The sequence below is a fragment of the Myxococcus sp. AM010 genome, from assembly GCF_013372585.1.
GTDB lineage: Bacteria > Myxococcota > Myxococcia > Myxococcales > Myxococcaceae > Myxococcus > Myxococcus vastator.
On record NZ_JABXEO010000012.1, the window covers coordinates 41,267 to 66,635 of the forward strand.

Below are 25,369 nucleotides of genomic sequence, written 5' to 3' on the forward strand. Positions count from 1 at the left end.
GGCCAGGCTCGGCAGTGCGCGTCGTGCTCACCTGTGCTCAGAAAGTGCTGAACCGCGTCTCCCGTTCCCATGAAGGGACGTAGTTCAGCCCCTTGTAACGAAGGCCGCAACATTCGAAGCAAGGGACTGTGGGGCCTGTTGCTTCGTCGCCATGGCGGGCCTCACTCCTCAGCCGGGGCGAAGAGGGCCGCGACCTCCGGTGCCCCCATATCGACGAGATAGTGGCGGATAGCGCGTCGGAAGAACTCCGTCCGACTCGGCATGCCCGCGTCGCGCCAGGCCTTGTCCAGGGCTGCCAGGTCCTCCGCGTCGAAGGAGAGGGGGATGACGCGCTTGCCGTCCTCGCGCACCTTCACCTCGCGCTCGGGACGGGGCCCCACTGGGACGCGTCCGGCCTCCGCCTCCCGAATTTTCCACTGGAGGTAGCTGACATTACTGCTGGCAGTCGGTCGCCCGACGACTTCGCGGTACTTCTCCTGCAACTGCTGCGGCGACATGCCGGCGAAGCGCTCGCGTTGGCGGGCAGGCTGCTGCGTACCCTCTGCCGACGTGTCGGCCTGTGCCGCGGGCGCCGGGGGCGGAGCGCTGGGCGCAGTGGCCGCCACCCGGCGGGTGGGGCTGCGCCGCTTCTGGGCGGCGAGGGCCTCCTCGATGCGGCGGATGAGGTACTTCTTGTTGGGGGTGCGCGTCTCCTCGCCCACCACTTCGCGGTAGCGGGCACGCAGCTCCGTCAGGTTCATGGACTCCAGCTTCTTCGACTTCGGGGCGGTGGTGCGGGGCATGGTAGTGTTCTCCTTTCCGGGCCGTGGGTACACGTCTGCCATTCACAAGGGCGGCCCGGCGGCCCTCATGCGCTGGTGCCCCGCTGGGCGGGGCATGGTTGGTGAGAGGAGACGCTACTTGCTGCTGGCGCTGCTGGCGGCCTTGCCGAGTTGGTATGCCTCTTCGAGGGCGGCCCTCACACACCAGGCTGCGACTTCCTTGAAGTCGATGCTTCCGTGTTGTGTTTTGAGGGTTTCGAAGAGGAGATGCTTCTGCGAGATGCGCTCGAGTTGGGCTTTGAGGATTCCCTCGGGCGCCCGGGCAGGCTTTGCGGTGCGGGGCTTGCGGGGTGTCATTGTTTCATTCCTTGGTGCGCCGTTGGGTGGCGCGCGTGAGGCATACGCGCTCTGTTTCGAGAGGATGGCAAGTCATTGTGCGCTGGGATTGCGCAGATGCGTGAAGCACTCCAGGTCGATGGCGCGCGGGTCGACATGGACGAAGGAGGTGGTGCCGTCCAAGCGGACGGGAGCTGCGTCGATGCGGTCCTCTGCCGTGACGCCCCCGAGGCGCGCCAGCTTCTCGTCGTTGTCCAAGTAGTAGTCGTCCGCGTCCGGGTCGGCATCGGGGCGGAGGCCGCCGCGCAGCACTGCGAAGATGCGGACCTTCTTCCCTTTGAGCCCGGGGATTTCGTTGCCGAGGTAGGTGGTGTCGGTGCCGATAATCATGGGTGTCTCCCTGGCGCTCGGTGGGGAACGCGCGAAGACATACACGCTCTGCTCGCGAGATATAGCAAGCCGAGAAGGGAGTTGTTCGGGGGCGCTTTGAGGCGTGACAGGCTGCGCGTGCTCTCTGTTTTGCTGGCGGTGTATGCCTATTAGCTGGCCTCTTCCGAGGCGCGGGGGTGTTCGCCGGGCGGCACCTCGATGTGCAGGCCCTGCGGAAACCAGCGCTCGCGGGCCACTTGAGACAGGGGCCGCGCCACCACCTTGCTGGCGCCACCTCCCTTGGGCTTGAGCCCCGTGTGCAGGCGCCCGCGTTGGACGAGCTCTGCGTGGAGGTGGCCGACGAGGAGCTGGTGCAGGTGCCCGAAGCTGCCTGGCGCCGGATGCTCCGGCTCGCCCTCCGGCGCGCGGATGAGGAACTCGGTGGAGCAGCAGGCGGGACAGGGCGGGAGCTGGACGAGGCCGTCGTCCACGTCCTCGCGACGCGCGACGCCGACCTCCAGGGTGCCAAGGGAGAGGCGATTTCCTCTGCCGCACCGGGCGCAGCGTTGAAGCACGTCGTCGGCGGTGACTTCGTGAATAGCCATGGGTGGAGTCCTCACGCGACGGCGGTGTACGAGCCGAACCAGTACGTCGAGGCGAGGCCTGGGAGGGTTTGGTGGGTGTAGAAGGCGAAGCCATCTCTGTCCGGCACCATGACGGTGGGATTGCCGACGAAGCTTCCGGCGAACGCGTAAGGGCTGAGGGTGATGGAGGAGGGCGCGGTGGGAAAGCGACTGCGGAACGTCACCGAGCCGCCGCCGGAGAGGCTGTCGTGCGCGGCGGTGTCGCTGTTGCTGTACTGGAGGCCGAGCCGGCCCACCTCTCGCACGCTGCCCGCCAATTCGAAGGAGGTGTTGCTGGTGGTGCTGCTCAGGGGGAGCCGCAACGTGCGCGTCCAGGAGGCGAAGCTGGCGGTGAGACTGGCGTCATGGAGGAACTCGGCCTCGTTGCGCGAGAGGCGGAAGCCGGCGGCAGCCGCGCCAGTGGTGTCCCGGGCCCAGGCGCTCCCATTCCATGCGGCGTTGAGGGTGAACCACACCGAGTCGCTGTCGGCGTAGAGGCGCAGCCGCGCGGCGACGCCTCCCGCGCCCTGGGCATCGAGGAGAAGGATGCGGACGGCGCCGAGGACGGGCTGGACGATGGCCTTGTGCTGGCCCGCCGCCGCCTCGTTGCTGCGGAAGTGCCCGCCGCTGAGGGCCGAGAGGACTTCCGCGAGAGCCGCTTCGACGGTGCCCGCCGTCAGCAGGTTGCCCGCGTCCGCGACGGAGACAGCGGAGGCCTCATGCGCGTCGGCGGACTGGGTGACATGCCCGTTGAGGAAGCCCAGCAGCGCGGCCACCTGCTGCTGCCGCAGGCTGCTGGCGGGGAGGGCGTGGGGCGTCCCGGCAAGCGCGTCTTCTCCTACACGAGAGGAGCCGGGGCTGTTGGCCGTCGTCTCTCCAATGTGGGTGACGACCTCCTGGAGCTGGGCCTGCACGCTGGTGCTGCTGACGTAGCCGTGGGGTGTGGCGCCAATGGCGCTGGCGTGGTGGGCCCCGGTGGCGGCGCCCTGGTGGGTGTTGAGGAAGCCCAGCAGGGAGGAGATCTGCGCGTCCACGGTGCCCGCCGGCAGGAGGTTGGGCGTGCCGGGCACTGCGTCCGCGCCCACGCGGGAAGCGCCCGGTGTGCCAGAGGCGGCCGAGGAGAGCTTGTCGACGACTTCGTCCACGGCCTCTTGCACGGTGCTGGAGGAGATGAAGCCGTGGGGTGCGTAGTCCACGGCACCGGCCGCATGCCTCCGGGCGTCGCCGGAGAAGTGGTCGGTCAGCTCGGCGTCCACCTCGTCCAGCGTCGCCTGCACCGTGTCCGCGCTGGGGCTCAGCACGTCCCAGGTGCCGCTCTCCACGGCCACGGAGGTGCCCCGGGCGAAGATGAAGGCCTGGCGGCGGGACGTGTCCAAGTCCGCGGCGAGAATCTGCGTCTGCCCGGGGCGTAGCCCGTCTAGGCCATCAAAACGTCCTCTTCCATTCTTCTCGACTCTCATCGACTCTTGAGGGCAACCCTCGATCTGGATACCGTGCGCGAGTGCACAGTGGTACTGAGTTGCCCGGAGCAATCTCGATGACAGCAGAGCCTTGGGTCTCGGTCGAAGTCGTCGCCAAGCACCTGGGTGTTGCGAAGGACTCGGTATACCGCTGGATTGAGTCGCGGAAGCTCCCGGCTCACCGGATTGGCCGCCTCTGGAAGTTCAAGCTCTCCGAGGTCGACGAGTGGGTCCGCGCCGAATGCGCCGCCGAAGACTCCAAGGGGGACCGCTGATGGCCTTCGATGTCTCCACGCTGAGCGACGTGCAGCGCCCCACCGGTCTCTGGGCCGCATCTCTGCTGCACGCGCTCGCTCGCGACGAAGCGACCGGCCGACGTCGCCCGCGCCTCACCGAACCGAAGCTCGACACGTGGACGCGCTTCCGTGGCCGCCTCTCCAGCGTCGACCTCGTCTCGCTCCTCTTCGAGGACGCCGCCGTCCTTCACCGCGTGCCCTTCGAGCCCGCCGTCGTGGGCGGCACGCTGCGCCCCGACCGTCTGCCCGAGACCGTGACCGACGGCTGGCTCGACGCCATCGGCTCGCTGCCGCTCGGCACCGCGGGCGCCGACTACATCCTCGAGCAGGCGAAGCTCCTCGGCTTGCCGACGCGCATGGCCCGCTCGGATCTCCACGTCGTGAAGCCGCACCAGAAGGTGCTGGAGCTGCCGGGCACCGGCGGCCAGTTCGCGCACCACCTCGTGAGCGGCCAGAAGGACCTCACGCTGCAGGACAACTTCGTCGTCGCCTGCGGCTCGTGGCAGGAGATGACGCTCGCGGGGATCGTCGGCCTTGAGCTGGGCGCACCGCACTCGGACTTTGTCACCCGCGCCGAGAGCGCCGACCTCAAGAACGCGGAGCACTCGCTTCGTCAACGCTCCTTCGACTTCGTCGTCGGACTTCACCCCGACAAGGGAGGACTCTTCCGCGTCGAGGACCAGCTCGCGATCTGGTTCCCGACCGCGAAGGTCCTGTTGGTGTAAGCGATGGCGGCCAAGTTCATTCAGATCGGCGAGCCCGCCCACGATGCCGAACGACAGGCGCTGCGCTTCCTCGTCGAGGGGCTTCCCGAGAGCTTCACCGTCTACGGCAACGCGTGGCTCGTCGAGCGCAGCGGCGTCGTCTACGAACTGGACGCGGTCGTCGTCGCCCCGCACGCGATCTTCGTCGTCGAGATCAAGTCGTACCGAGGCCGCATCGAAGGCACCGACAACGACTGGTGGCTACCCGAGAAGATCCGCAGCCCGCTCAAGCTCAATCGCATCACCTCGCAGGTGCTCAAGTCGCACCTGAGGAGCGCGAGCTACCAGGCGGGCCAGGTGTGGACCGAGGGTCTCGTGTTCCTCTCGGCCACCACCGATGTCGGCGTCCGCGGCCCGGCGAGCAACGATCGCGTCCACACGAAGAAGACCATCCTCGCCGCGCTCCAGGACGACGGGCTCATCAAGCGCATGAGCGGTGGGCGCGCGCTCACGCCCTCGTCGGTCGCCGAGCGCGAGCTGCTCGAGATCTTCACCGGCGTGCAGAAGGGCCCGCGGCCCGTGCGCCGCGTCCGCGAGTACGAGGTCGTCGAGACGCTCGACCACCACGACACCTTCACCGAGCTGCTGGGGAAGAACACGCTCTCCGGCGCCGAGCGCGTGCTGCGCATCTACAGCACCCCGCCGCTGGCCACTCAGGCCCAGCGAGACCGCATCGCCGAGCGCGCCCGCTGGGAAGCGCAGGTGCTCGGCCGCCTCGGGCGCAGCGAAGGCGTGCTCACCGCCGAGCAGCCCTTCTCCGACGAGAGCAGCATCGTGCTGCCCCTCGAACACTTCAAGGGCATCTCGCTCACCACCTGGGTCGAGCGCTACGGTGTCGACGGTCGCGGCAAGGAGAAGGTCGACCTCCGCGTCCGCACCAATCTCTGGATGCGCATCGCGCAGACCATCGACGAAGTGCATCGCCAAGGCGTCGTCCATCGCCTGCTGCGACCCGAGGTCGTGCTCGTCGAAGACAAGCAGGAGCCGACGGAGGTTCGCGTCACCGGCTTCGATCTCGCGAAGCAGATGACGAGCGACGCGACCATCGCGCTCTCGACCATCCACGACGATCGCCTAGTCTACGCGGCGCCCGAGGTGGTCACCGCCTTCAGCAGCGCTGAGCCCGCGTCCGACCAGTTCAGCCTCGGTGCGATGCTCGCCCTCATCCTTACGGGCAAGCCGCTCTTCGAGAACACGCGCCAGCTCATGGCCGCGCGGCGCCTGATGCGCCGGGTGCGCGACATCTCGCCGCGCCTGCCGCTCAGCCTCGACGAGGCCGTCGCCAAGATGGTCGAGCTGCGCGCCACCGACCGCTATCCGTCGCTGGCCGAGGCCATCGAGGCGGTGCGCGTCGGGCGCGATCCGTCGCCCCTCGTGCAGCAGGCGCTCCTGTCGAACGCCACGCGCGCGCCGCTCGACGCCGACAACCTGCAGGCGGGCACGCGCGTCGGCTCGGACTACGAGATCGTCACGCGCCTCGGGCAAGGTGGGATGGCCGTCGTGTACGCTGCGCGCCACCTCGTCAGCGGACGCACCCGCGCGCTCAAAATCGCCAAGAGCGACGACGCCGCCGAAGAGGCACTGCGCGGCGAGTACCAGGTGCTCACCAGCCTCGACCACCCGAACGTTGTCCGCGTCATCGACCTGACGAAGATGGTCGAAGGGCGGCTGACGCTCGTGATGGAGCGCGTGAGTGGCGTGAACCTGCGTCAGTGGCTCGCCCAGAACCCGGCGCCCGCGCCGACGTCGCAGCGTCGCCTCGCTGAAGATCTCATCGCGGGCCTCGACTACCTCGAGCAGAAGTCGGTCACGCACAAGGACCTCAAGCCCGACAACCTGCTGGTCTCCGACGGCCAGCTCACCATCATCGACTTCAGCCTCGCGGGCATGCCCGAGGACGCGCCCTACGGGGGCACGGCCCTCTACCGCGATCCCGCGAGCGCGCGCTGGACGCACGCGACCGACCGCTTCGCCGCCGCGCTCTGCCTCTTCGAACTCTACGCCGGGCGCCACGCCTTCGAGGGCCGCGTGCCCGAGCCGGGCCAGGCGCCGATCGTTAACGACGACGACATCCAGCCCTCGGGGCTCGCCGCGTTCTTCCGCAAGGCGCTGGACCCGACGCCCGAGAAGCGCTTCCCCTCGGCGCGCGCCATGCGCGAGGCGCTGCTCGTCGCGCTCGGAGAAGACACCACCGTCTCGGCCTCGGTGCCGCCGCCGAAGCAGATCGACGTGATGACGCCGCTGCGCACCTCCGGGCTCTCCTCGCGCGCGATCAACGCGCTCGCCCGCTGCCAGGTTCACACCGTCGGCCAACTCCTCGCGCTGCCCGCAGCTTCGGTGCGCGCGATCCACGCCATCGGCACGAAGACCGCGAACGACATCATCGCCTTCCAGGAGACGCTGCTCGGTCGTGGGCTCGAAGGTACGGGAGACCCGGGCACGCTGGAGCCGCCGCTCTTGCCCGACCTGTGCGACTCGCCCGAGCCCGTGCAGAAGCTCCCGCTCGGTGAGGCGCTGCGCTCGGCGCTCGCGGCGGGCGGGCTGCCCACCGTTGGCGCGGTGGCCTCGCTCACGCGCAGCGCGCTCCTCGGGCTGCCGGGTATCGGCCGCAAGAAGCTAGCCGAGGTCGTCGAGGCACTGCACCAGTTCCGCGCGTACACCGATGGCAAGTCGGCTGGTGGCGATGACGGCGCGCACACGCTCGACCGCATCTGGGAGCTGGCGACGCGCCCGCTCACGCCCGAGCAGCGCATCGCCGTCGAGCGCGTCATCGGCATCACCGGCGAGCCCGAGACGCAGGAGGAGATCGCCGAGGACCTCGGCACCAACCAGCCGAAGGTCAGCCACGATCTCTCGAAGGGCCTCGAGCGCATTGATCTGTCGGCGCTTGCCGACCTCACCAGCGCGTTCGACGCGGTGGTCGACGGCTTCGGGGGCATCGTGCGCCTCGACGAGATCGGCCAGCGCTTCGAGAGCGAGTGGCCCGCCGGCGTCGTCACGGGTGAAGGCATCGTGCGCGTGCTCGTGCGCGTCACGCCAGGCCGCGCGCACATCTTCGAGGTCGACGGTGCCGAGCATCCGCTGCTCGCGCGGCCCATCTTCGACCGCGAGACGGTCAAGGCCTTCGCGGCCGAAGTGGTGCGCCTCGCCGGTCAGTGGCCGCCCGTCGAGCCCGACACCGCCCGCCGCACGCTGGCGGGGCTGCTCCCGCACTTCGACGGCGATCCGCTCGCCCTCGGCGTGCGCATCTGCGAGGATGTCGAGCTGGCCGAGACGGGCCACCTCTTCATCGGCCCGGTGGACCCGAAGCACAGCATCGGCTTCGTCGTCGACCAGGCGCGCGAGTCCATCCCGCTAGAGGATCTCGCGGTGCGCGTTCGGCGCGTCTTCGGTCCGCACACACCGTACCCCGATCCCGACCACCTGCTCGCCATTCTGCGCGAGCTCGACTGCCGCGTGCAGGGCTTGCTGGTGCTGCCCGGCGGCGCGGGCTCCATCCTCGCCACCTCGCCGCTCGCGGCCGACGAACTGCCGAGCGCCCTCGGCGCCGAACGCAGCCCCGAGCTGGTGGTATGCGACATGCTGAAGGAGGCCGCCGGTTCGCGCGGCTTCCGCATGCTCGTGACTCCGCCCGAGGCACACGCCGAGATCGGCCGCTCCGTCGCTACCGCGCTGGGTGGCAAGTGGGTCTCGTTCGACGACGCGTTCTTCGGTGAGCACGCCGCTGACATCAAGTCGCTCGAGCGCGCCGAGCGCTTCGTGGCCCAGCGCGAGGCGCTGTCCGAAGCCGCTGAGGCGACGCTGTTCAACTTGCTCAAGGAGCACGGGCAACCGGGTAACGTGATCGTCCTGGGCGACACCGCGCTCTTCGGCCTGTGCGAGGCGCTGGACCTTCCGCGTCGCCTCTACGACGAGACGTTCTCCGGTAGCCGGGGCTTCTGGATCCTCGTGGTCCCGGGCGTCATCCACAACCGTCAGCCGCGCTTCAACGAGGGCCCCGCCATGTGGCACCTCGAAGGCGCGACGCTGCCTCTCCTGAACCTGTTGCCGGGCTGATCCACAGGATGAAAGCAAACGACCGAGCCCGCCTGACCACTGCGCTCCGCGACCACGTCGCGAAGATTGCCGCCGACCTGCGCGCCAAGATGCGTGCATCGGGCAGCGCCGCGCGTGCGGCCGCCGAGCAGCTCCACAAAGACGAACGTGTCGCCGAGGACTTCGAGGTCTGGACCGACCTGCTCTCGCGCCGCGCGGCGGTGCTCTGGGTGCTCAAGAGCGTCTACGTGCGCGTGCTCGAAGACCGGGGGCTGCTCCAGCCCGGGCGCCTGCTCGATCCCGAGGCGCAGCAGCTCTTCGAGAAGCTCGCGCCGAACCTCGGTGAGACCGCGTTCCTGCGCTGGATTTACAAGGACCTCGCCAGCATCAAGGGCGGTGTGCCCGAGCTGTTCAGCCCGCAGCCCGCCGAGGTGGCGCTGCCGTCCGACGAGCTGTCGAGGGCGCTCATCGCTTTCTGGCGCCATCGCGACGCCGACACGGGAGCGGTGTGGAGCTTCGCCGAGGAGAAGTTCGAGGGCGAGCTGATGGGCGACCTGTACCAGGAGCTCGATCCGGTCGTGAAGGACCGCTTCGCGCTCTGCCAGACGCCCGACTTTGTGCGCGCCTTCATCCTCGACCGCACGCTGACGCTGGCCATCGAGGAGTTCGGCGCCGACGACGTGCGGCTGGTCGATCCCGCCTGCGGCTCGGGCCACTTCCTCATCGATGGCCTGAAGCGCTTGGTCGCCGCGACCGCCGAGGTGCACACGGACTGGTCGCGCGAGAAGGTGGTCGCGCACGCGCTCGACCGCGTCGTCGGCATCGATTTGAACGACTACGCCTGCGCGCTCGCTCGCACGCGCCTCATCATGACGGCCGCCGAACTGGCGGGCGTGACCAAGCTCGCCGACGCCGCGCGCTTCCACCCGCACGTGTACTGGGCAGACGGGCTCGAGCAGGTGGAGCGCGAAGAGCAGAAGGCGATGGTGCAGACCGACCTCTTCACGAAGGTCGAGGAGAGGCCGCGCGCGACGCTCACGCGATCGGATGTGCGCGCGGCGCTCAAGAAGGTCTTCGAGAAGAAGTTCCACGCGGTGGTGGCGAACCCTCCGTTCATCACTGAGAAGGACGTGGCGCGGAAGGACTACCACCGCGAGAAGACGGGGAAGAACCAGCGCTACGTCTCGGCGTACCGCGAGTACTCGCTCGGTTCCCCCTTCACCGAGCGCTGCTTCCAGCTCGCCGAGAAGACCGGCTTCGTCGGGCTCATTACGAGCAACAACTTCATGAAGCGGGAGTTCGGCAAGCCGCTCATCGAGAAGGTTCTCGCGGGGTATGACCTCTCACTCGTCGTCGACACCTCGCAGGCGTACATCCCGTTCCACGGCACGCCGACCGTCCTGCTCTTCGGTCGCAACCAGCGACCCGCAGGTGACGTGGTTCGGGCTGTCATGGGCAAGCGCGGCGAGAGCGGTACCCTTGATGACCCGGCCAAGGGTAAGGTCTGGACGAGCATCGCCGAGGGTTGGGACCAGGCCGGGTTTCAGAACGAGTACGTCAGCGTCGCTGCACTTCCACGTGACACCCTCGCCAAGCACCCGTGGAGTCTCGGAGGTGGCGGGGCAGCCGAACTCAAGACGGACCTCGAGGTAGCTTCGACGAAGAGACTCAGCGACCTCGTATCGGCGGTTGGGGCCGTCTCGGTGATACGCGCCGACGAGGCCTACGAGGTACCCGAGGGAGCGCTGCAGGGTGGGCTACCTGCGGATGTCACCCTTGGACATGTTGTCGGGCAGGACGTGCGCGACTGGTACGCGAAGCCGTCGTCCCACGTCTTGTTCCCCTACGATCGCGATGCGGCGGTTCAAGAGCAACCGGCAGTCCTCCACCGCCTCTGGCCGTACCGCACGTTGCTGAGCGGCCGGGTTGCATTCGGAAAGACGCAGCTTGAGCACGGCCTCAAGTGGTTCGAGTACTCGATGCTCTTCGCGGAGCGGTTCCGTGGTCCGTTGCTCATCGTATTCGCCAACGTGTCGACCCATGCCCAGTTTGCGTTGCTGCGTAATCGCGTAGTGGTGAACAGCAAGGCACCGGTCATTAAGCTCGCCGATGGAACCAGCGAAGAGGACTACCTCGCGCTGCTCGGCCTCTTCAACTCGTCCACGGGCTGCTTCTGGATGAAGCAGGTGTTCCATTGCAAAGGTAGCCAAGGCGTCAACGAGGGGATGAAGAGCCAGCTCTGGGAGCAGTTCTTCGAGTTTGATGCCACCAAGGTGAAGCTCTTCCCTGTCGTCGACACGAGTACCGAGGTCGCCCAATACGCAGCGAAACTGGACGCTGTCGCGCGTGACCGCGCGCGACGCTCGGTGCGTTCGGTTGTCGACGACGGTGGATGGAGTGATGGAGTAACGCTTCGGAGCGCGCTCGACAGCCGCCATAAGGCAGACTTCGCTGACATGGGGAGGATGGTTGCTCTCCAAGAGGAAGTTGACTGGCTCTGCTACGCCCTCTACGGCCTCGACACCGCGAGCGATGTCGTCGCACCCGATAAGGTCGAAGCGTGCCCACCCACGTGGTTGCCGTGGAACCTCTACTTCGCCGAGAAGGACACCTCGAACCGCGCAGCGCTCGAACGTGGCGAAGAGCCCGACGAACAGCCCTCGGACTGGTGGACGCGTCACGGCTGGGAGCCGCTCACCGAGCTGCCGAAGGAGGCGTCCCCCGCGCTGAGAAAGCGCGTCGAGGCCCGCCGTACGCGCACCGCCGCGACGCCCGCGCTGGCGCTCATCGAGACCGCGAACTTCAAGCGCCGCTGGTATAAGCCCGACTATGCCGAGCAAGAGCGCATCGCGCTCACCGAGTGGCTCACCGATCGCGTCGAGCAGGCCGCCAAGGTGCGCACGCAGGCGTTCTCGCTCGAGCAGCTCGTCGCCAGCCTGCAAGACGACGCGCGCGTTCTCGCTGTGTGCGAGGTGCTCACCGGCCGCAAGGACTTCAGCCTCTCGCAGCTCGTGATGAGCGCGCTCCAGGGCGACACCGTCCCGAGCCACCGCTTCCATGTCTACAAGCCCGCGGGCCTCGTGAAGCGCGAGGTCTGGGAACGCACCTGGGCTGACCAACGCCGCGAAGAAGCGGGCGAGAAGGTCACGCCCGAAGTCCCCCCCGCCTACGGCTCCAGCGATTTCCTCAAGCCCGACTACTGGCGCCTGCGCGGCAAGCTCGACGTCCCGAAGGAGCGCTTCATCGCCTTCACCGAGGTGCCCGGACGCGCTGGCGTCGAGACGCTCTACGGCTGGGCGGGCTGGACCGCGCAGCAGCGCGTGAAGGCCATCCTCGCCATCGACGAGGAACTCGAAGACGCCTCGGTGCCGCTCACCGACCGTATCGGCCTCCTCGACAGTGCGTGGCGCCTCCTGCCCGACGTGGCCCGCGAAGACGCCGCCGCCGCGAACCGGTTCAAGGCTGAGCTGCAAGCGCTCGTCGGCATCGAGGGCCCGTCGAGCGCGCTCATCGAAGACTGGAAGAAACGCTTCCCGCCGCCCAGCGCCCGTGCCGCCGGGGCGCGGAAGGTCTCGACGACCGAGGTCGAGGAGGACGCGTCCCTCGAGGACCTGCCGTCGGTCATTCCCAACGTCTCCGACGAGGCGCACGCTGCCATCCTCATCTGGGCGTTGCTCCACGCCTCGGGCGGCTCGGCAACCCGCATGGACCTCGCGCGCGCCTTCGCGCTGCGAGCACGTCCCGCGCTGCTGAAGAAGCTCGCGCCCGCGTCGCTCAAGGGCGAGGTCGCGCACTGGGCATCCACGGTGGGCTTGCGCTCGGTGAAGGCCGGCCCGCTCGCATCGACTCTGAAGGGGCTGCACCGCCAGCAAGGTGTCTCGCTCGGTGTGGATGGCGAGGGACGCTCAACCGTGAGCACGAGCCCGCATACGCGGCCGGAAACGGAGATCGACCCCTGGTTCGTCTTCGAGGCGCACCTTGCCCTGAAGGTCCTGCGCGCACAGCCCGAGGAAAAGATCAGCGCAATCGACAAGTCTCTCAAGGGCGCTGACCGCAAGCTTGTGGAGGTCGCTGGATGACCGCTGACCAGATGCGCCTACCGGGCATCGACCCTCCCCAGCAGCTTCGCCCGAGCGCGGAGCGAGGGGCTCCTGCGTTTTGGATTCACCGCCTACGGATTCTCAGCGAGCTGAAAGCGGGCGAGGAGTACGTCGTTCGCGACGTCGAGCTGCGTCGCGGGTTGAATATCGTCTGGGCCGCGCATCACTCGGCAGGAGCCGACAACAAGCTGTTCCGGGATGGCGTTGCCGGTCATACGGCCGGCAAGAGCACATTCTGCCGCCTCCTGCGTCACGTGCTCGGCGATGGCGGCTTCGCGCCCGACGGCGTGAAGCGACGCATCCGCTCGAACTTGGAGCTGAAGAACGCCTGGGTGACCGCCGAGGTCGTGGTGGACGACGTGCCTTGGGTGGTCGCGCGCCCGCTCGGGCTTGGGCGCAGTTCCTTCTGCCTTCGCGATCGTTCCATCGACGACGTGACCGACGAAGACGCCGAGCGTCTCGACTACCACAAGTTCATCGACGCGCTCGCCGGGGGGACGATGGCTCTGCTGGCGTCGAGGAAGTTCCCCTCGACCGACAAGGACAAGCCCATTGCGTGGGCGCACATCTTGCCGTGGCTTATCCGGGATCAGGACTGCCGCTTCGCCGATCTCGTCGAGTGGCGCCATAGCGGCAGCGGCTCCGAGGCCCCTGCGCTCAACGTCGAGGAGCGCCAGTTCCTCGTGCGGACGGTGCTCGGCCTCATCTCCGAGGGCGAGCGCAACGAGCTACAGCGCAACGCGAAGCTCGTCTCCGACAAGGAGGAAGCCACGCGCACGGCGCCACTGCTTCGGCACCAAGCCGAGACCGATCGCCAACGGCTCATCACTGCGCTGGGGAAGGACCTGCCGCTCACGTCGACGCCGCTCTTCGCCTCGGCGGCCCGCGCCGAGCTCGAGGCACGTCGAGAGGACCTGAAGAAGCGGAAGGCGGCGCTGGAAGCCGGTGACCAGCGCGAGGAGCTTCAGGCTGCCGTCGAAGCCGCCAGCAAGCAGGAAGGCGCGCTCAAGGAGAAGCTCAGCGGCATCCAAGACCGACTCGACGCCGTGCAGGGCGTGGTGGGCGAGTTGGCGGGCACCCAGCAGTCTGGGCTGTTTGCTGCGCTGCCGCCGCCGCTCGACATCTGCAACGTGCCGCTCCGCGTGGCCCGGGAGCACAACTGCCCCCTCGTCGTGAACCAGCCCATCGACTTGGCCGCGAAGCGTAGCGAGGTGGCCGCCAAGAAGAGCGAGCAGGTTGCGACCGAAGAGCTGGGAGCGCAACGCCAGATCGTCGCTGCACTTCAACAGGAGAAGAGCCGCATCGAACGCGAGATTGCAGACGCCGAGCGCGCGACGCAGGCGGCGCGCCGTAAGTTCCTCTCCGCGAACACCGCGCACGTCGACGCGAGCGGGAAGCATCAGGACGAGGCGTCGAAGCTCGATCGGATCGCGGACCTCATCGATGCCGCGGAATGCGCCTCCAAGGATGCCGCGTCGAAGGCCGACTCCATCAAGCAGATCGCGAAGGACATCGACGACTCGTACACTCAACAGGAGAAGATCCGCGAGGCCCAGCGAACGGCCATCGGTCGCTTCTCGGCCCGGTTTGACTACGTCGTCCGCGCGCTCATCGGCGACCAGGTCGCGGCCCGCATCGACACGTCGGGTCGCTCGCTGTCGTTGACCGTCGAGGAGCACGGCGAACGCGACAGCACCTTCATCGCCACCGTGAAGGTGCTGGCCTTCGACCTGGCCGCCGTCCTCGCGAGCATAGAGGGACACGGCGCGTTCCCTCGCTTCCTGGTCCACGATGGCCCGCGTGAGGCGGACATGGCGCCCGACGTCTACGAGCGGCTCTTCCTGCTCGCCCAGGAGATCGAGAAATGCTTCAAGGGGGAACCGGCGTTTCAGTACATCGTCACGACGACGACCACGCCTCCCGAGAAGTTCATCGAACGCGACGCACCGTGGCTGCGCCTTCAGCTCTCTGGGCTGCCAGCACAGGAGAGGCTCTTGAGGCAGGACCTATGACGACCGGAGCTCAACCATGACCACCATCACCGAGGCCTTCGAGCTTCCGCGCCTCGAGGACATCCGGGCGATGGGCTTCGTGGTCAAGCTGCGCGAGCTGGACCCGAACTCCGACGAGGTCGAGCAACTCGCGCGCGACTACGTCATCACGCCCGCCGTCGAGAAGGAGCTGCCGCGCATCCTCGACGACATGAAGCAGGTCTTCGACCGGGGCGAGGAGTACGGCCGCTTCATCCACGGCAGCTTCGGCAGCGGCAAGTCGCACTTCATGACGATGCTCTCGCTGCTCGTCGAGGGTGCCACGCCCGCGTGGAAGAAGTTCCGCCCGCTGCTCAACGCCCATCGCGACGCGAAGGCCAGCAAGGGGGCCGAGGCCGTCGACCACGAGGCGTGGCTCACCAGCGCCGGGCTGCTCGTCGTGCGCATCCACATGCTCTCGGTGCGCGGCAAGAGCACCGGCTTCGACCGCGCCGTCTACGAGGGCTTCAACGCGGCGCTCAAGCGGCGCGGCAAGGCGCCTTTCGAGTTCCTTAACGTCGACGCCATCTTCGACGAGGTCCGACGTGAGGCGAAGGAGTACGGCGACGTCGTTTGGAAGCGGCTCGAGGCCGAGAGCATCGTCGGCGGGCGCGAGGACTTCGAGGCCATCGCCGCAGGATCCATCCAGGGCAAGGAGCGGTTCGCGCGCACGTGGCTCAAGTACAAGGGGCGCGACCCGGCCGACGCGGGCATCGATCCACGCTGGAGCGAGGGGCTCAAGCGCATGGCCGAGCACGCCAAGGACCAGGGCTTCGGCGGCATCGTGCTGATGATCGACGAATTTCTCCTCTGGCTCGCCGAGAAGAGCGGCCAGGAGTTCGTCGCCGAGATCAACAACCTCAACGTCATCGTCGACCACAACACGGGCCAGCGCCCCGCGCCCATCTTCGTGTTCGTCGCGCGGCAGCGAAACCTGCAGGAGTTCTTCCCCGACCTCGTCGACGAGTCGAAGATCCACGAGCACCTCGACCACCACGCCAAGCGCTTCGAGATCACCAAGCTCCAGGACGTCGAGCTGCGCCACATCGTGCGCGGCCGCGTACTGCGCCCGAAAAACGCCGACGCGGTGAAGTCGGCGGTGAGCGCGCTGTCGGAGAAGCACAGCAAGGTGCTTCCCGCGCTGCTCGCCGGTGGCGACCTCGACTACCTGAAGGACGTCTACCCGTTCCACCCGGCGCTCATCGAGATGCTGGTGGACGTCACCTCGCTCATGCAGCGCGAGCGCTCGGCGCTGCGGCTGCTCTACGAACTGCTCGTCGTCCACTACCCGAAGCTGCCGCTCGGCGAGTTCCTGCCGGTGGGCTCGGCCTTCTCTGCCATCTTCCCCGAGTCGGGCGTCGAGGCGAGCAAGAAAGTGGAGCTGATGCAGGACATCCACCACCAGTACTACTCACGCCTCGCTCCGGCGATGGCGAAGATGGCCGAGGAAGGCGGCGCCGAGTTCAACGACGAGCGCCGTCGCGCGCTCGACCAGCTCGTGAAGACGGTGCTTCTGGCCGAGGTGTCGCCGCGGCTCAAGCAGGGCGGGCTCACCATCGAGCGGCTCGTGCAGCTCAACGCCGTCGACGTCGAGGGCGAGACCTTCCGTGGCCAGGTGCGCGTCGCGGAGACCGACTTGCTCGCGCTCTCGCAGCGCGTGCCGGACCTCCAGGTGGCGGGAAACGGCAAGACCGCGCTTGTTCGCTACGTGCTCGGGCGCGTGAGCCTCGGTGAGATCCTCGGGCGCGCGCGCTCGAAGGTCGACAACCCGGCCCAGCGCTTCAAGGTGTTCTGGGGCGCGCTCCGCAACGTGCTCGGCGTCGCCAACACCAAGGGCTTCGAGGACGGCGGCAAGAACGAAGGCGACTGGGATCTGTCGTGGCGGCGCACCAAGCGGCGCGGGCAGATCAAGCTCGGTAACGTGCGCGAGATGTCCTACGACGACTTCGCGCCGCCCGACAGGGCGTTCAAGATCCTCGTCGACTACCCGTGGGATGAGCCCGGACACACGGTCGATGAGGACCGTCTGCGCGCGACCAACGTGCGCAAGAAGCAGGGCCTCGTCTACACGGTCTGCTGGCTGCCGCGTCACATGAGCCCGACCGAGCTCGGCGTACTGACCGAGCTCGCGGCCGTGCGCTACCTGCTGTCCGACGCCGGGCAGGAAGATCTGCTCGAGATGCTCGGGCCGCAGGACAAGAGCAAGGTGCTCGACCAGGCGGGCATCCGACAGAAGACGCTCGAAGGCCAGCTCAATGACCTCTTAAAAGAGGTCTACATCCGCCACGGCGAGTTCTTCGCGCTCATCTCGGACGTCGATTCGAACCGCCCGCGCGAGACGCTCGCGGAGAACCTCGAACACATTGCGGCGCTGCTGATGGACCGCCGCTACCCGCAGCACCCGACCTTCCTCGCCGAGCCAAAGAAGCAGGACCTCGAGCTGCTCCTCGACTGGATGGTGAAGGCGGGCGAAGACGGCACCTCGGTCGCCTACGACGAGAACGTCGGCAAGGTGCTCAAGACGCTGGGCCAGCCGCTGGAGCTGACCAACCTCGGGCAGACCAAGGCGTCGCTGCGCCTCGACTCCCGCTACATCAAAGACGTCCTCCAGAAGGCCGACCAGGACTCGGTGTCGTGGACACCCATCGCCGACCACCTGCGCGAGACCTACGGCTTCCAGCCGCTGCTCGTCGACCTGTTCCTCGGCTTCCTCTGCCAGCGTGATCACCGCGCGCTCGAGGACGTCAGCGGCGAGCCTATCGACGTGCGCATCGGCATGTCGCAGACGACGCGCATCCGCTTGCAGCGCGGCAAGCTGGTGAGCGCCGCCGACTGGCACCGCCTGCGAGACCTCGGCAACCAGCTCTTCGAGATCCCGCGCCCCGCAGCGACGCGCTCGCTGCAGGCGCAGGACCGCTTCACGACGGAGCTGCGCGCCAAGGGCCAGCAGAAGCGCACCGTGCTTCAGGGGCTGTACTCGCACCTCGTGAAGCTCGGCGTCGACAAGAGCGACCGCCTCACGGAGCTGTCGACCGCGAACACACGGCTCGGCCCACTCGCGCAGAGCACGACCGACACGCACAAGGTGCTGAGCGAGCTGCTCACTGCGTGGCCGGACGATGCGTCGGACGCGCTGCGCACCATCGTGCAGCAGGCCGACGTCATCCGCGACGCGCTCGCCGAGCTGAACGAGCACGGGCGCACGAACCTCACGGCGGGCGTGAACCACCCGGTCGTCGGCACCGAGGTGCGCGGGCACCTGGGCGCGCTCGATGGTCGGCTCGCGGCCGCGCAGGCCGAGCAGCCGCTGACGAAGGACTGGATCGCGACCTGGAACAAGAAGGCGCAGGAGCTGATCAAGCGCCTTATCGAGCAGCCGCAGCTCCTTCAGCCGCCGGTCGGTGGCGGCGGGATTCAGCCGCCGGTCGCCGGTGGCGCTGCGCAGCCGCCCGTAGCTGGCCCCGAGGTCACGCCGCGCACCGTGCTGCTCAAGAGGCGCCTGAACCCCACCGACGCCGACGCCATCTCCGACTTCCTCGCCGAGGTCCGCAAGGCGCTGACCGAGCAGGGGCCGAAGCCGATCAGCGTCGTGCTCGCGCGCACGGAGGAGATCGAGTGAGCGCAGCCCAGCTCCTCCTTCGTCGTCTCCTCGATCAAGCTGGCGGTGCCAGCGAGACGGGCTACGTGCTCGTGATCGACGGCGAGGGACTCGAGAACCTGCCGGACCAGATGCCCACGCCGAAGGGCTCCTACGGCGTGCATCGCATCGGCTCCGAGCTCGGTCTGCGGCACCTCCTGTGGAAGGCCAAGGGCGCGCCGCTCATCGCCGTGATGCCCGAGGACGTGGCGAAGCGAATCCAGAACGCGCCGGACCTCCTGCGCCGCGCGCGCAACCAGCGCGTCCACGCGCTGAGCGTGAACGACGTCCTCGAGGTCGTGCTCGGCGTGCGCGTCGTTGGCGCCGACGCCCCGTACATGCAGCAGCTCGCGCTGGAGAACGTGGACCGCCTCGGCTTCGCGATGAGCCACCGCACGCTGCCCACAGTCGTGGATCGGCGGCTGCTCACGGAGTTGCTCGTCGACGTGAGCGTCGGTGACCAGGTGCGCACCAAGAGCTCGGCGCAGCTCCTCGCCACGTGGGTGCAAGAGCCTCCTCGCTGGTCGCCGAACATCAGCCAGCTCGTGCGCGACGCGATGCCGACGATGCACGGCGACGAAGGCCGCCTGCTCGCGTGGGCGCTCGCCGAGCCCGACACGCGCTTGCGCGACCTCGTCGTCTACGGCGCGGTGCTCACGGTCGAAGCCCCCGAGCTGCCCAAGCCCGCCTGGGGGCCGCTGTGGAAGGCGGCGACCGAGGCGCCCATCGAGATGGACCGCCGCATCCTTCGGCGCACCATCGCGCGCGTCGCCGAAGAGGCGCTCGGGCTGCTCGGAGACGCGGGCGGCGACCTGCTCGCCGGTGCCGATCGCGTGGGGCGCGAGAGCCTCACGCCGTCGCAGCTCCAGACCAGCCGCGTGCTGCCGCTCGCCTTCTCTGACAAGGGCCACGCGCTCGCGCAGAAGGCCGCGAACGGCAAGGCGATCAGCGCCGCCGACATCTCGTGGCTCGCGAGCCACCGCGCCGCGCGCATGAACCGTGGCGACCTCGCGGTACTCGAAGCGATGGCGCGCATCTCGCGCTACCTCGATCAGCCCTTCAGCCCGAAGGCCGACCTGCTCGAACAGGTGCACGACTACCAGCGGGGCGGTGCGTTCGTCGACCTCGCGATCATGCAGCTTCGCCGCGCGTTGGCCTCCAGCGTCCACTTCCACGCCGAGGCGAAGAAGCTGCTCGACGTTTGCCGCGAGCGACGAGACCGCGAGAACCGCCACTTCGCCGAGACGCTGGCGGGCGGCTACGAGGCCGCGCTGCACCGCGAAGGGCTCACGCCACTACATCGCCTGTGGAAGCGCGCCGTCGCGCCCGTCTGGCAGAGCGAGCCCGCCGCGCGGCTCTTCTTCGTGGTGCTCGACGGCTGCAGCTACCCGGTGTTCCTCGAACTGCTGTACGCGCTGTCGCAAGACTCAAGCTTCCCGCTCGGCATCAAGCCCGACACGAGCGGCCTCGTCGCGGGCATGCCGGCGCTCTCGCCGCTGCCCACCGTGACGAGCCACGCGCGCGGAGCCATCTTCCTCGGCGAGCTGCCGAACGATCCGCTCGTCGCCGAGACGGTGTTCCGCGACCAGGACGAGGCGAAGACCGACAAGGCGCGCTTCAACCAGAACGCCGCCCTTGGCGCGCGGACGCGCAAGCTGTTCCTCAAGGGCGACCTGACCGACGGCGGGCAAGCACTGCTCTCGGCGCTGGGCGACGAGAGCGTGTCGGTCGTGGGGGTCGTCTTCAACGCGGTCGACGACCAGATCGGCTCGGCGAACACCGGCGCCACCGTCAAGATCTCGCCGGAGGACATCACGGCCTTCAAGCCCGCGCTGCGCGTGGCGCTCAAGGCGGGCCGCCGCGTGCTCGTCACCGCCGACCACGGCCACAGCCCCTACATCGACAAGTCGCTGCGCGCCGGCAACGGCAAGACGCCGAGGTACACCGCGCTCGGCAAGCACGACGCCGTGCCCGAGGGCTTCATCGAGATCGACATCGCTGGCCTCGGTGGACCGGCCGAGCGGCGCGCGTTCGCGTGGCGTTCGGGCGCGTACCTCGGAGGCCCGCAGGTCGGCTTCCACGGAGGAGCGGGGCTCGAAGAGGTCGTCGTGCCGCTCGCCTGGATCGAGCGCGACGGGCTCTACGCCGACGAGCCCGCGTGGTGGTACGGGCGCGGCGCGCTCGCCGAGGCGGCGCCCGTGACCACGCCGGTGCTGCCTCCCATCGTCACGCCCCTGCCGTCCGACGAGGTGCCGGCCAAGCCGAGGGCGCAGCTCTCGCTGTTCAACCCCGCCGACAAGGCCGACTCCTTGCCGCTGCCCGCCGCGCTCATCGCCAAGCTGAGCGTCGACGAGAAGGCGATCCTCGTGCTGCTGCGCGAGACCGGCTCGGCGCGCGCCAGCGAGCTCGCCGAGAACCTGAAGAAGAACCCCGGCCGCTTGAATGGCCTCATGGTCTCGCTGCGCCGGACGCTTCACGCCGCAGGCCACGTCCTCTTCAGCGATGAGAGGTTGCCCAGTGGAGAGACCATGTACCGCTATCAAGCCAAGAAGGAGGGGCGCTGATGGCCGTCGTCCCTGAGTCCGCAGCCATCGTAAACGCGCTCCGCTCGGGCCTCGTGCCGAACGCCGGGCTCGAACACTTCGCCACGGGGCTCGACGGGCTCGTGGGTGCGGTGAACGAGGACCTCGACTTCGTCGCGCAGGGCAAGGGGCTTTCGAAGTGGATTCGCGGCGAGTACGGCACCGGCAAGACCTTCGCCGCGCGCTACCTGTGTGCGAAGGCGCGCTCGCGCATGTTCGCGTCGAGCGAGGTGCAGATCTCGATCAACGACACGCCGCTGCACCACCTCGAAACGGTCTACCGCCGCCTCATCGAGAAGCTCGAGACGGCCGCCGACGGCCCCAACGCGTTCCAGGCCATCGTCGAGGGCTGGCTGTACCAAGTGGGCGACGAGGTCACGCGGCTGCGCGGCATCAACGAGGACGACCCGGGCTTCGCCGACGCGACGGAGCAGCGGCTCGAAGACAAGCTTGCGGACCTTTCGAAGCGCAACGCGGCCTTCGCGCAGGTGCTCCGCGCCTACCACCGGGTCACGCACGAGGGTGACTTCGCCACCGCGCAGGGGCTCTTGGCGTGGCTCGCGGGCCAGCCGCACACCGACCGCAGCGTGCTCAAGACGGCGGGCACCAAGGGCAAGATCGACGGCCAGGCGTCGCTGACGTTCCTCTCCGGCCTGCTGCAGCTCCTCCGTCAGTCGGGCTACGCGGGGCTCGTCGTCGTGCTCGACGAGGTCGAGACGGTGCAGCGCATGAACGCGCAGACGCGGGAGAAGTCGCTCAACGCCCTCCGGCAACTGATGGACATGCTGGCGAAGGAGGAGCTGCCCGGGCTCTACCTCGTCATCACCGGCACCCGTGATTTCTTCGAGGGCTACAAGGGGCTCAAGGCGCTCGCGCCGCTCTACCAGCGCGTGCAGGTGAACTTCAGCGACGACACGCGCTTCGACAACCTCAAGGCCCCGCAGGTGCGGCTCACGCCCTTCACCGATGACCGGCTGCTCACGGTGGGCACGCGCATCCGAGATCTCTACCCGGCGAAGAACCCCGAGCGCCTCGCTACGCGCGTCGACCATGCGTTCCTGAGCGGACTCGTCGGCCAGGTCACGGCGGGCTTCGGGGGCAAGGTCGCCCTCGCGCCACGCCTCTTCCTGCGCGAGCTGATCGACGTGCTCGACCGCGTCGACATCCACGAGGCGTACGATCCGCGCGAGCACTACAAGCTCGAGCTCGACGACGGCAAGCTCACGCCCGAGGAGCTTGCGGCCAAGCACGGTCGGCCCGTCGAGGAACCCGCCGAAGAGGAAGCAGCGGAGGAGAGCGACACGAACAACGCCTCGGAGGCCGCGCCGGCGCTGAAGCGGAAACGGCTGGACGGATAGCAATGGCCGGTCTCGAGCGCCTTCATCCGCACCTGCAGCACGCGATCATCCACGATCTGGGTTGGCGCTCGCTTCGTCCTGTCCAGGAGCTGTCGATCGACGCGATCCTCGACGGCTGCAACGCGGTGGTGCTCGCCCCGACGGCGGGAGGAAAGACCGAGGCGTCCATCTTCCCGGTGCTGTCGCGCATCCTGACCGAAGAGCTGAAGCCGGTCTCGGTGCTCTACGTGTGTCCCATCCGCGCGCTCCTCAACAACCAGGAGGAGCGGCTCACGTCGTACGCGCGCATGGTGGGGTTCGAAGTATTCAAGTGGCACGGCGACGTCGCCGACTCGCGGAAGAAGAAGTTCCGCGGGTCGCCCGCGCACATCCTGATGACCACGCCCGAGTCGCTGGAGGTCATGATGATCTCCGAGCGCACCGACGCGAAGGCGCTCTTCTCGGGCCTGTCGGCGGTCATCATCGACGAGGTCCATGCGTTCGCTGCCGACGATCGCGGCGCGCACCTCGCGAGCCTTCTCGAACGCCTCGTGACGATGACCGGACGAGACATCCAGCGCATCGGCCTCTCGGCGACCGTCGGCAACCCGCAGGTCATCGGCGAGTGGCTGCAAGGCTCCAGCAAGCGCCCGTTCCGCCTCGTCGATCCGCCGAAAGCCAAGGCGCAGCGTGAGCTGCGCCTCGAGATGTGCGCGGACATCAGCGAGGCCGCGACGGCCATCGGGCAGATCGTGCGCGGCAAGAAGAGCCTCGTCTTCGTCGAGAGCCGTAGCAAGGCCGAGAAGGTCGCCCACGCGCTCGCAGGCACCGGCGTCGAGGTCTTCATCCACCACAGCTCGGTCAGCCGCGCGGACCGCACGCTGGCCGAGGAGCAGTTCGCCAAGGGACAGAACACCGCCATCGTCTGCACCTCGACGATGGAGTTGGGCATAGACGTCGGTGATCTCGATCAGGTCATCCAGGTCGACGCGCCCGCCTCGGTGGCCTCGTTCCTCCAGCGCCTCGGACGCACGGGGCGCCGCGCGAACACGCGCGCCAACTGCACGTTCTTCTGCCTCAGCCCCGAGTCACTTCTCCAGTCGGTGGCGCTCCTGCGCCTCGCAGAGGTGGGCTGGGTCGAAGACGTCACGCCCGCCGCCCACGCGATGCACGTGCTTGCGCACCAGGTGATGGCGCTCATCCTTCAGGAAGGCGGCATCTCGCGGCACAAGCTCATGCCGTGGGTCGAAGCGGCGTATCCGTTCTCGTCGGTGCGCGCCGAGCGCGTCTCCGAGCTGATCGACACGATGCTCGAGCGTGAGATCCTCTACGAGGCCGACGGGCTGCTCTCGCTCGGCACTCGTGGAGAGAAGCTCTACGGCAAGAAGAACTTCTTCGAACTCTACGCGGTTTTCACCGCGCCGCCCGTCATGCGCGTGCAACATGGCAAAGAGGATGTCGGCTACATCCAGGCGCTCTTCGTCACGATGCACGACCTCGCGAAGGGCCCGCTGTGCTTCCGGCTGTCGGGGCGTGCGTGGGAGGTCGGCCAGATCGACTGGGGCAAGGGCGTGCTCCACGTGCGCCCGGCCGACTACGGGCGCGTACCGAGCTGGCTGGGCGTGCCCGGTGTGCTCTCGAACGCGCTCTGTCAGGGCATGCTCGACGTGCTGCTTCACGAGAAGCAGGAGGGCGTGTGGCTCAGCAAGGCCGCCGCCGCCGCGCTCGCCGCGATGCGAGACAGCTACGACGGCCTGCTCGAACCCGGCACCGCGCCGCTCGAGGAGCAGCTCGACGGCGTCCAGTGGCACACGTTCGCGGGCGGTGCGGTGAACCGTCTGCTCGCGGCGGGCCTCGAGCAGAAGTCCGGCAAGAAGTGGGTGGCCGGGAACCTCTCGCTCAAGTGCAAGGACATGGCCTTCACGGCAGCGGGCGACGCCGTGCGCTCGCTCGCTGAGCTGAACTGGGAGCGTGTCGCCGCCGATGCCGCCCGCGACATGGCGCGCGGGATGCTCAGCAAGTTCCAGCCGTGCCTTCCCGAGGAGGCCGAGGACCGGCTCCTCTCCGAGCGGCTGCTCGACCAATCCGGCACGCTCCACTTCCTCGCCACCGTGAAGGTGAACGGCTCGCGCATCGCCGCGCGCCCCATGGGGATGCGTCTCGCCGACATCGAGGCGACCGGCCCGCTGCCGTTGGAGCTCGTGCCGAAGCGCGCCCCAGCAGCGGCCCCGAAGAACGACGTCCAGTGGGTGGACACGCCCGCAGCGCTCCGCGTGGTGAGCGAGGAGCTGCGCGCCGCCGACGTCGTCGGTCTCGACGTCGAGACCGCGCTCGACTTCGGCACGCTCTGCCTCGTCCAGATCGCCACCCGCAAGCGCACCTTCCTCATCGACCCGCTCGCCGTCGGCGACTTGAAGCCCATCATCGACGTGCTGAGTGGCGCGGCGCCTGTGAAGGTCATCCACAACGCCCGCTTCGAGCGCCGCGTCCTCGCGGCCCTTGGAATCGCCCTCGACGGCGTCTTCGACACGCTCGAAGCCTCGCGTCGCGCGCATGGCCCGGACATCCTCGGTGGCCACAGCCTCGCGATGGTGTGCGAGCGCGAGCTGGGCATCTCGATCGACAAGTCCGAGCAGACCTCGAACTGGAGCCGCCGCCCGCTCGACGCCGACCAGTTGAACTACGCCGCCCTCGACGCCGAGATCCTCCTTGCGCTGCATGAGAGGTTCAAGCGTCTGCTTGGGGGGGGCACCGCGCCGGAGCACAGCGGTCAGGTACTCGGATGACTTCGCTTGCAGAGGCCGTTGAGGACGCGAGCCGCACACCACGCGCGAACGTGGGCTGTGACTACCGGATATTTGGGTCCGGCGAGAAGCGTGCGTCGGCGAACGCGTTAGTGCATGCACAGTCCTACGGATGGGGCCAAAGAATGCTGGGCTTGACGGAGCGAAAGTGGGTGAGTGTGCGCAGACGCCTCTGTGATGCCATTCGGTCCGTTACGGGGCGCGGCAGAATTCTGGCGTGCTGGCTACGGCCGGC

The 25,369-nt window shown here is 68.3% G+C and carries 14 protein-coding genes; 9 read left to right on the forward strand and 5 right to left on the reverse strand.

The window, feature by feature from the left end; genetic code table 11:
- Window positions 1-161 precede the first annotated feature (161 nt).
- From HV826_RS09055 to HV826_RS09075, 5 genes are all read right to left on the reverse strand, one after another.
- Window positions 162-782 (reverse strand): ribbon-helix-helix domain-containing protein, encoded by a 621-nt coding sequence (locus HV826_RS09055; protein WP_176416597.1) that lies wholly within the window; start codon window positions 780-782, stop codon window positions 162-164.
- 114 nt (window positions 783-896) lie between these two features.
- Window positions 897-1,118: a DUF6900 domain-containing protein gene (locus HV826_RS09060; protein ID WP_176416598.1), complete on the reverse strand. Its 222-nt coding sequence runs from the start codon at window positions 1,116-1,118 to the stop codon at window positions 897-899.
- Between the two features lie 72 nt (window positions 1,119-1,190).
- A complete protein-coding gene (locus tag HV826_RS09065; RefSeq protein ID WP_176416599.1) occupies window positions 1,191-1,487 on the reverse strand; it encodes a hypothetical protein in 297 nt (98 codons plus the stop codon).
- Between the two features lie 149 nt (window positions 1,488-1,636).
- Window positions 1,637-2,071 carry a hypothetical protein gene (locus tag HV826_RS09070; protein ID WP_176416600.1) on the reverse strand — a complete coding sequence of 145 codons (435 nt, stop codon included), beginning with the start codon at window positions 2,069-2,071 and terminating at the stop codon, window positions 1,637-1,639.
- Between the two features lie 11 nt (window positions 2,072-2,082).
- Entirely contained in the window at window positions 2,083-3,549 is a 1,467-nt protein-coding gene (locus tag HV826_RS09075) for a hypothetical protein (RefSeq protein WP_255217119.1), read from the reverse strand.
- A 77-nt stretch (window positions 3,550-3,626) separates the two neighbouring features.
- Here HV826_RS09075 and HV826_RS09080 point away from each other — a divergent pair, with 77 nt between their 5' ends.
- From HV826_RS09080 to HV826_RS09120, 9 genes are read left to right on the forward strand one after another with little or no spacing between them, the layout of a single operon-like run.
- Window positions 3,627-3,824, forward strand: coding sequence for a helix-turn-helix domain-containing protein (locus tag HV826_RS09080; protein ID WP_176416601.1), 198 nt, complete (start codon window positions 3,627-3,629; stop codon window positions 3,822-3,824).
- Window positions 3,824-4,570, forward strand: coding sequence for a hypothetical protein (locus HV826_RS09085; RefSeq protein WP_176416602.1), 747 nt, complete (start codon window positions 3,824-3,826; stop codon window positions 4,568-4,570). The genes HV826_RS09080 and HV826_RS09085 overlap by 1 nt, the downstream gene beginning before the upstream one ends.
- A 3-nt stretch (window positions 4,571-4,573) precedes the next feature.
- On the forward strand, window positions 4,574-8,665 hold the full coding sequence (locus tag HV826_RS09090; RefSeq protein ID WP_176416603.1) for a protein kinase domain-containing protein: 4,092 nt from the start codon (window positions 4,574-4,576) through the stop codon (window positions 8,663-8,665).
- 8 nt (window positions 8,666-8,673) lie between these two features.
- Window positions 8,674-12,723, forward strand: a complete 4,050-nt coding sequence (gene pglX, locus HV826_RS09095; RefSeq protein ID WP_176416604.1) for a BREX-2 system adenine-specific DNA-methyltransferase PglX — start codon at window positions 8,674-8,676, stop codon at window positions 12,721-12,723.
- Window positions 12,720-14,756: a DUF2326 domain-containing protein gene (locus tag HV826_RS09100; protein WP_176416605.1), complete on the forward strand. Its 2,037-nt coding sequence runs from the start codon at window positions 12,720-12,722 to the stop codon at window positions 14,754-14,756. Before pglX ends, HV826_RS09100 begins: the two co-directional genes overlap by 4 nt.
- A gap of 16 nt (window positions 14,757-14,772) precedes the next feature.
- On the forward strand, window positions 14,773-18,393 hold the full coding sequence (locus tag HV826_RS09105) for a DUF6079 family protein (protein WP_176416606.1): 3,621 nt from the start codon (window positions 14,773-14,775) through the stop codon (window positions 18,391-18,393).
- Complete coding sequence (gene pglZ / locus HV826_RS09110) at window positions 18,390-20,975, forward strand: BREX-2 system phosphatase PglZ (RefSeq protein WP_176416607.1); 2,586 nt, start codon at window positions 18,390-18,392, stop codon at window positions 20,973-20,975. Before HV826_RS09105 ends, pglZ begins: the two co-directional genes overlap by 4 nt.
- Complete coding sequence (brxD, locus tag HV826_RS09115) at window positions 20,975-22,351, forward strand: BREX system ATP-binding protein BrxD (RefSeq protein WP_176416608.1); 1,377 nt, start codon at window positions 20,975-20,977, stop codon at window positions 22,349-22,351. Before pglZ ends, brxD begins: the two co-directional genes overlap by 1 nt.
- Before the next feature lie 2 nt (window positions 22,352-22,353).
- Entirely contained in the window at window positions 22,354-25,116 is a 2,763-nt protein-coding gene (locus tag HV826_RS09120) for a DEAD/DEAH box helicase (RefSeq protein WP_176416609.1), read from the forward strand.
- Window positions 25,117-25,369: the final 253 nt, after the last annotated feature.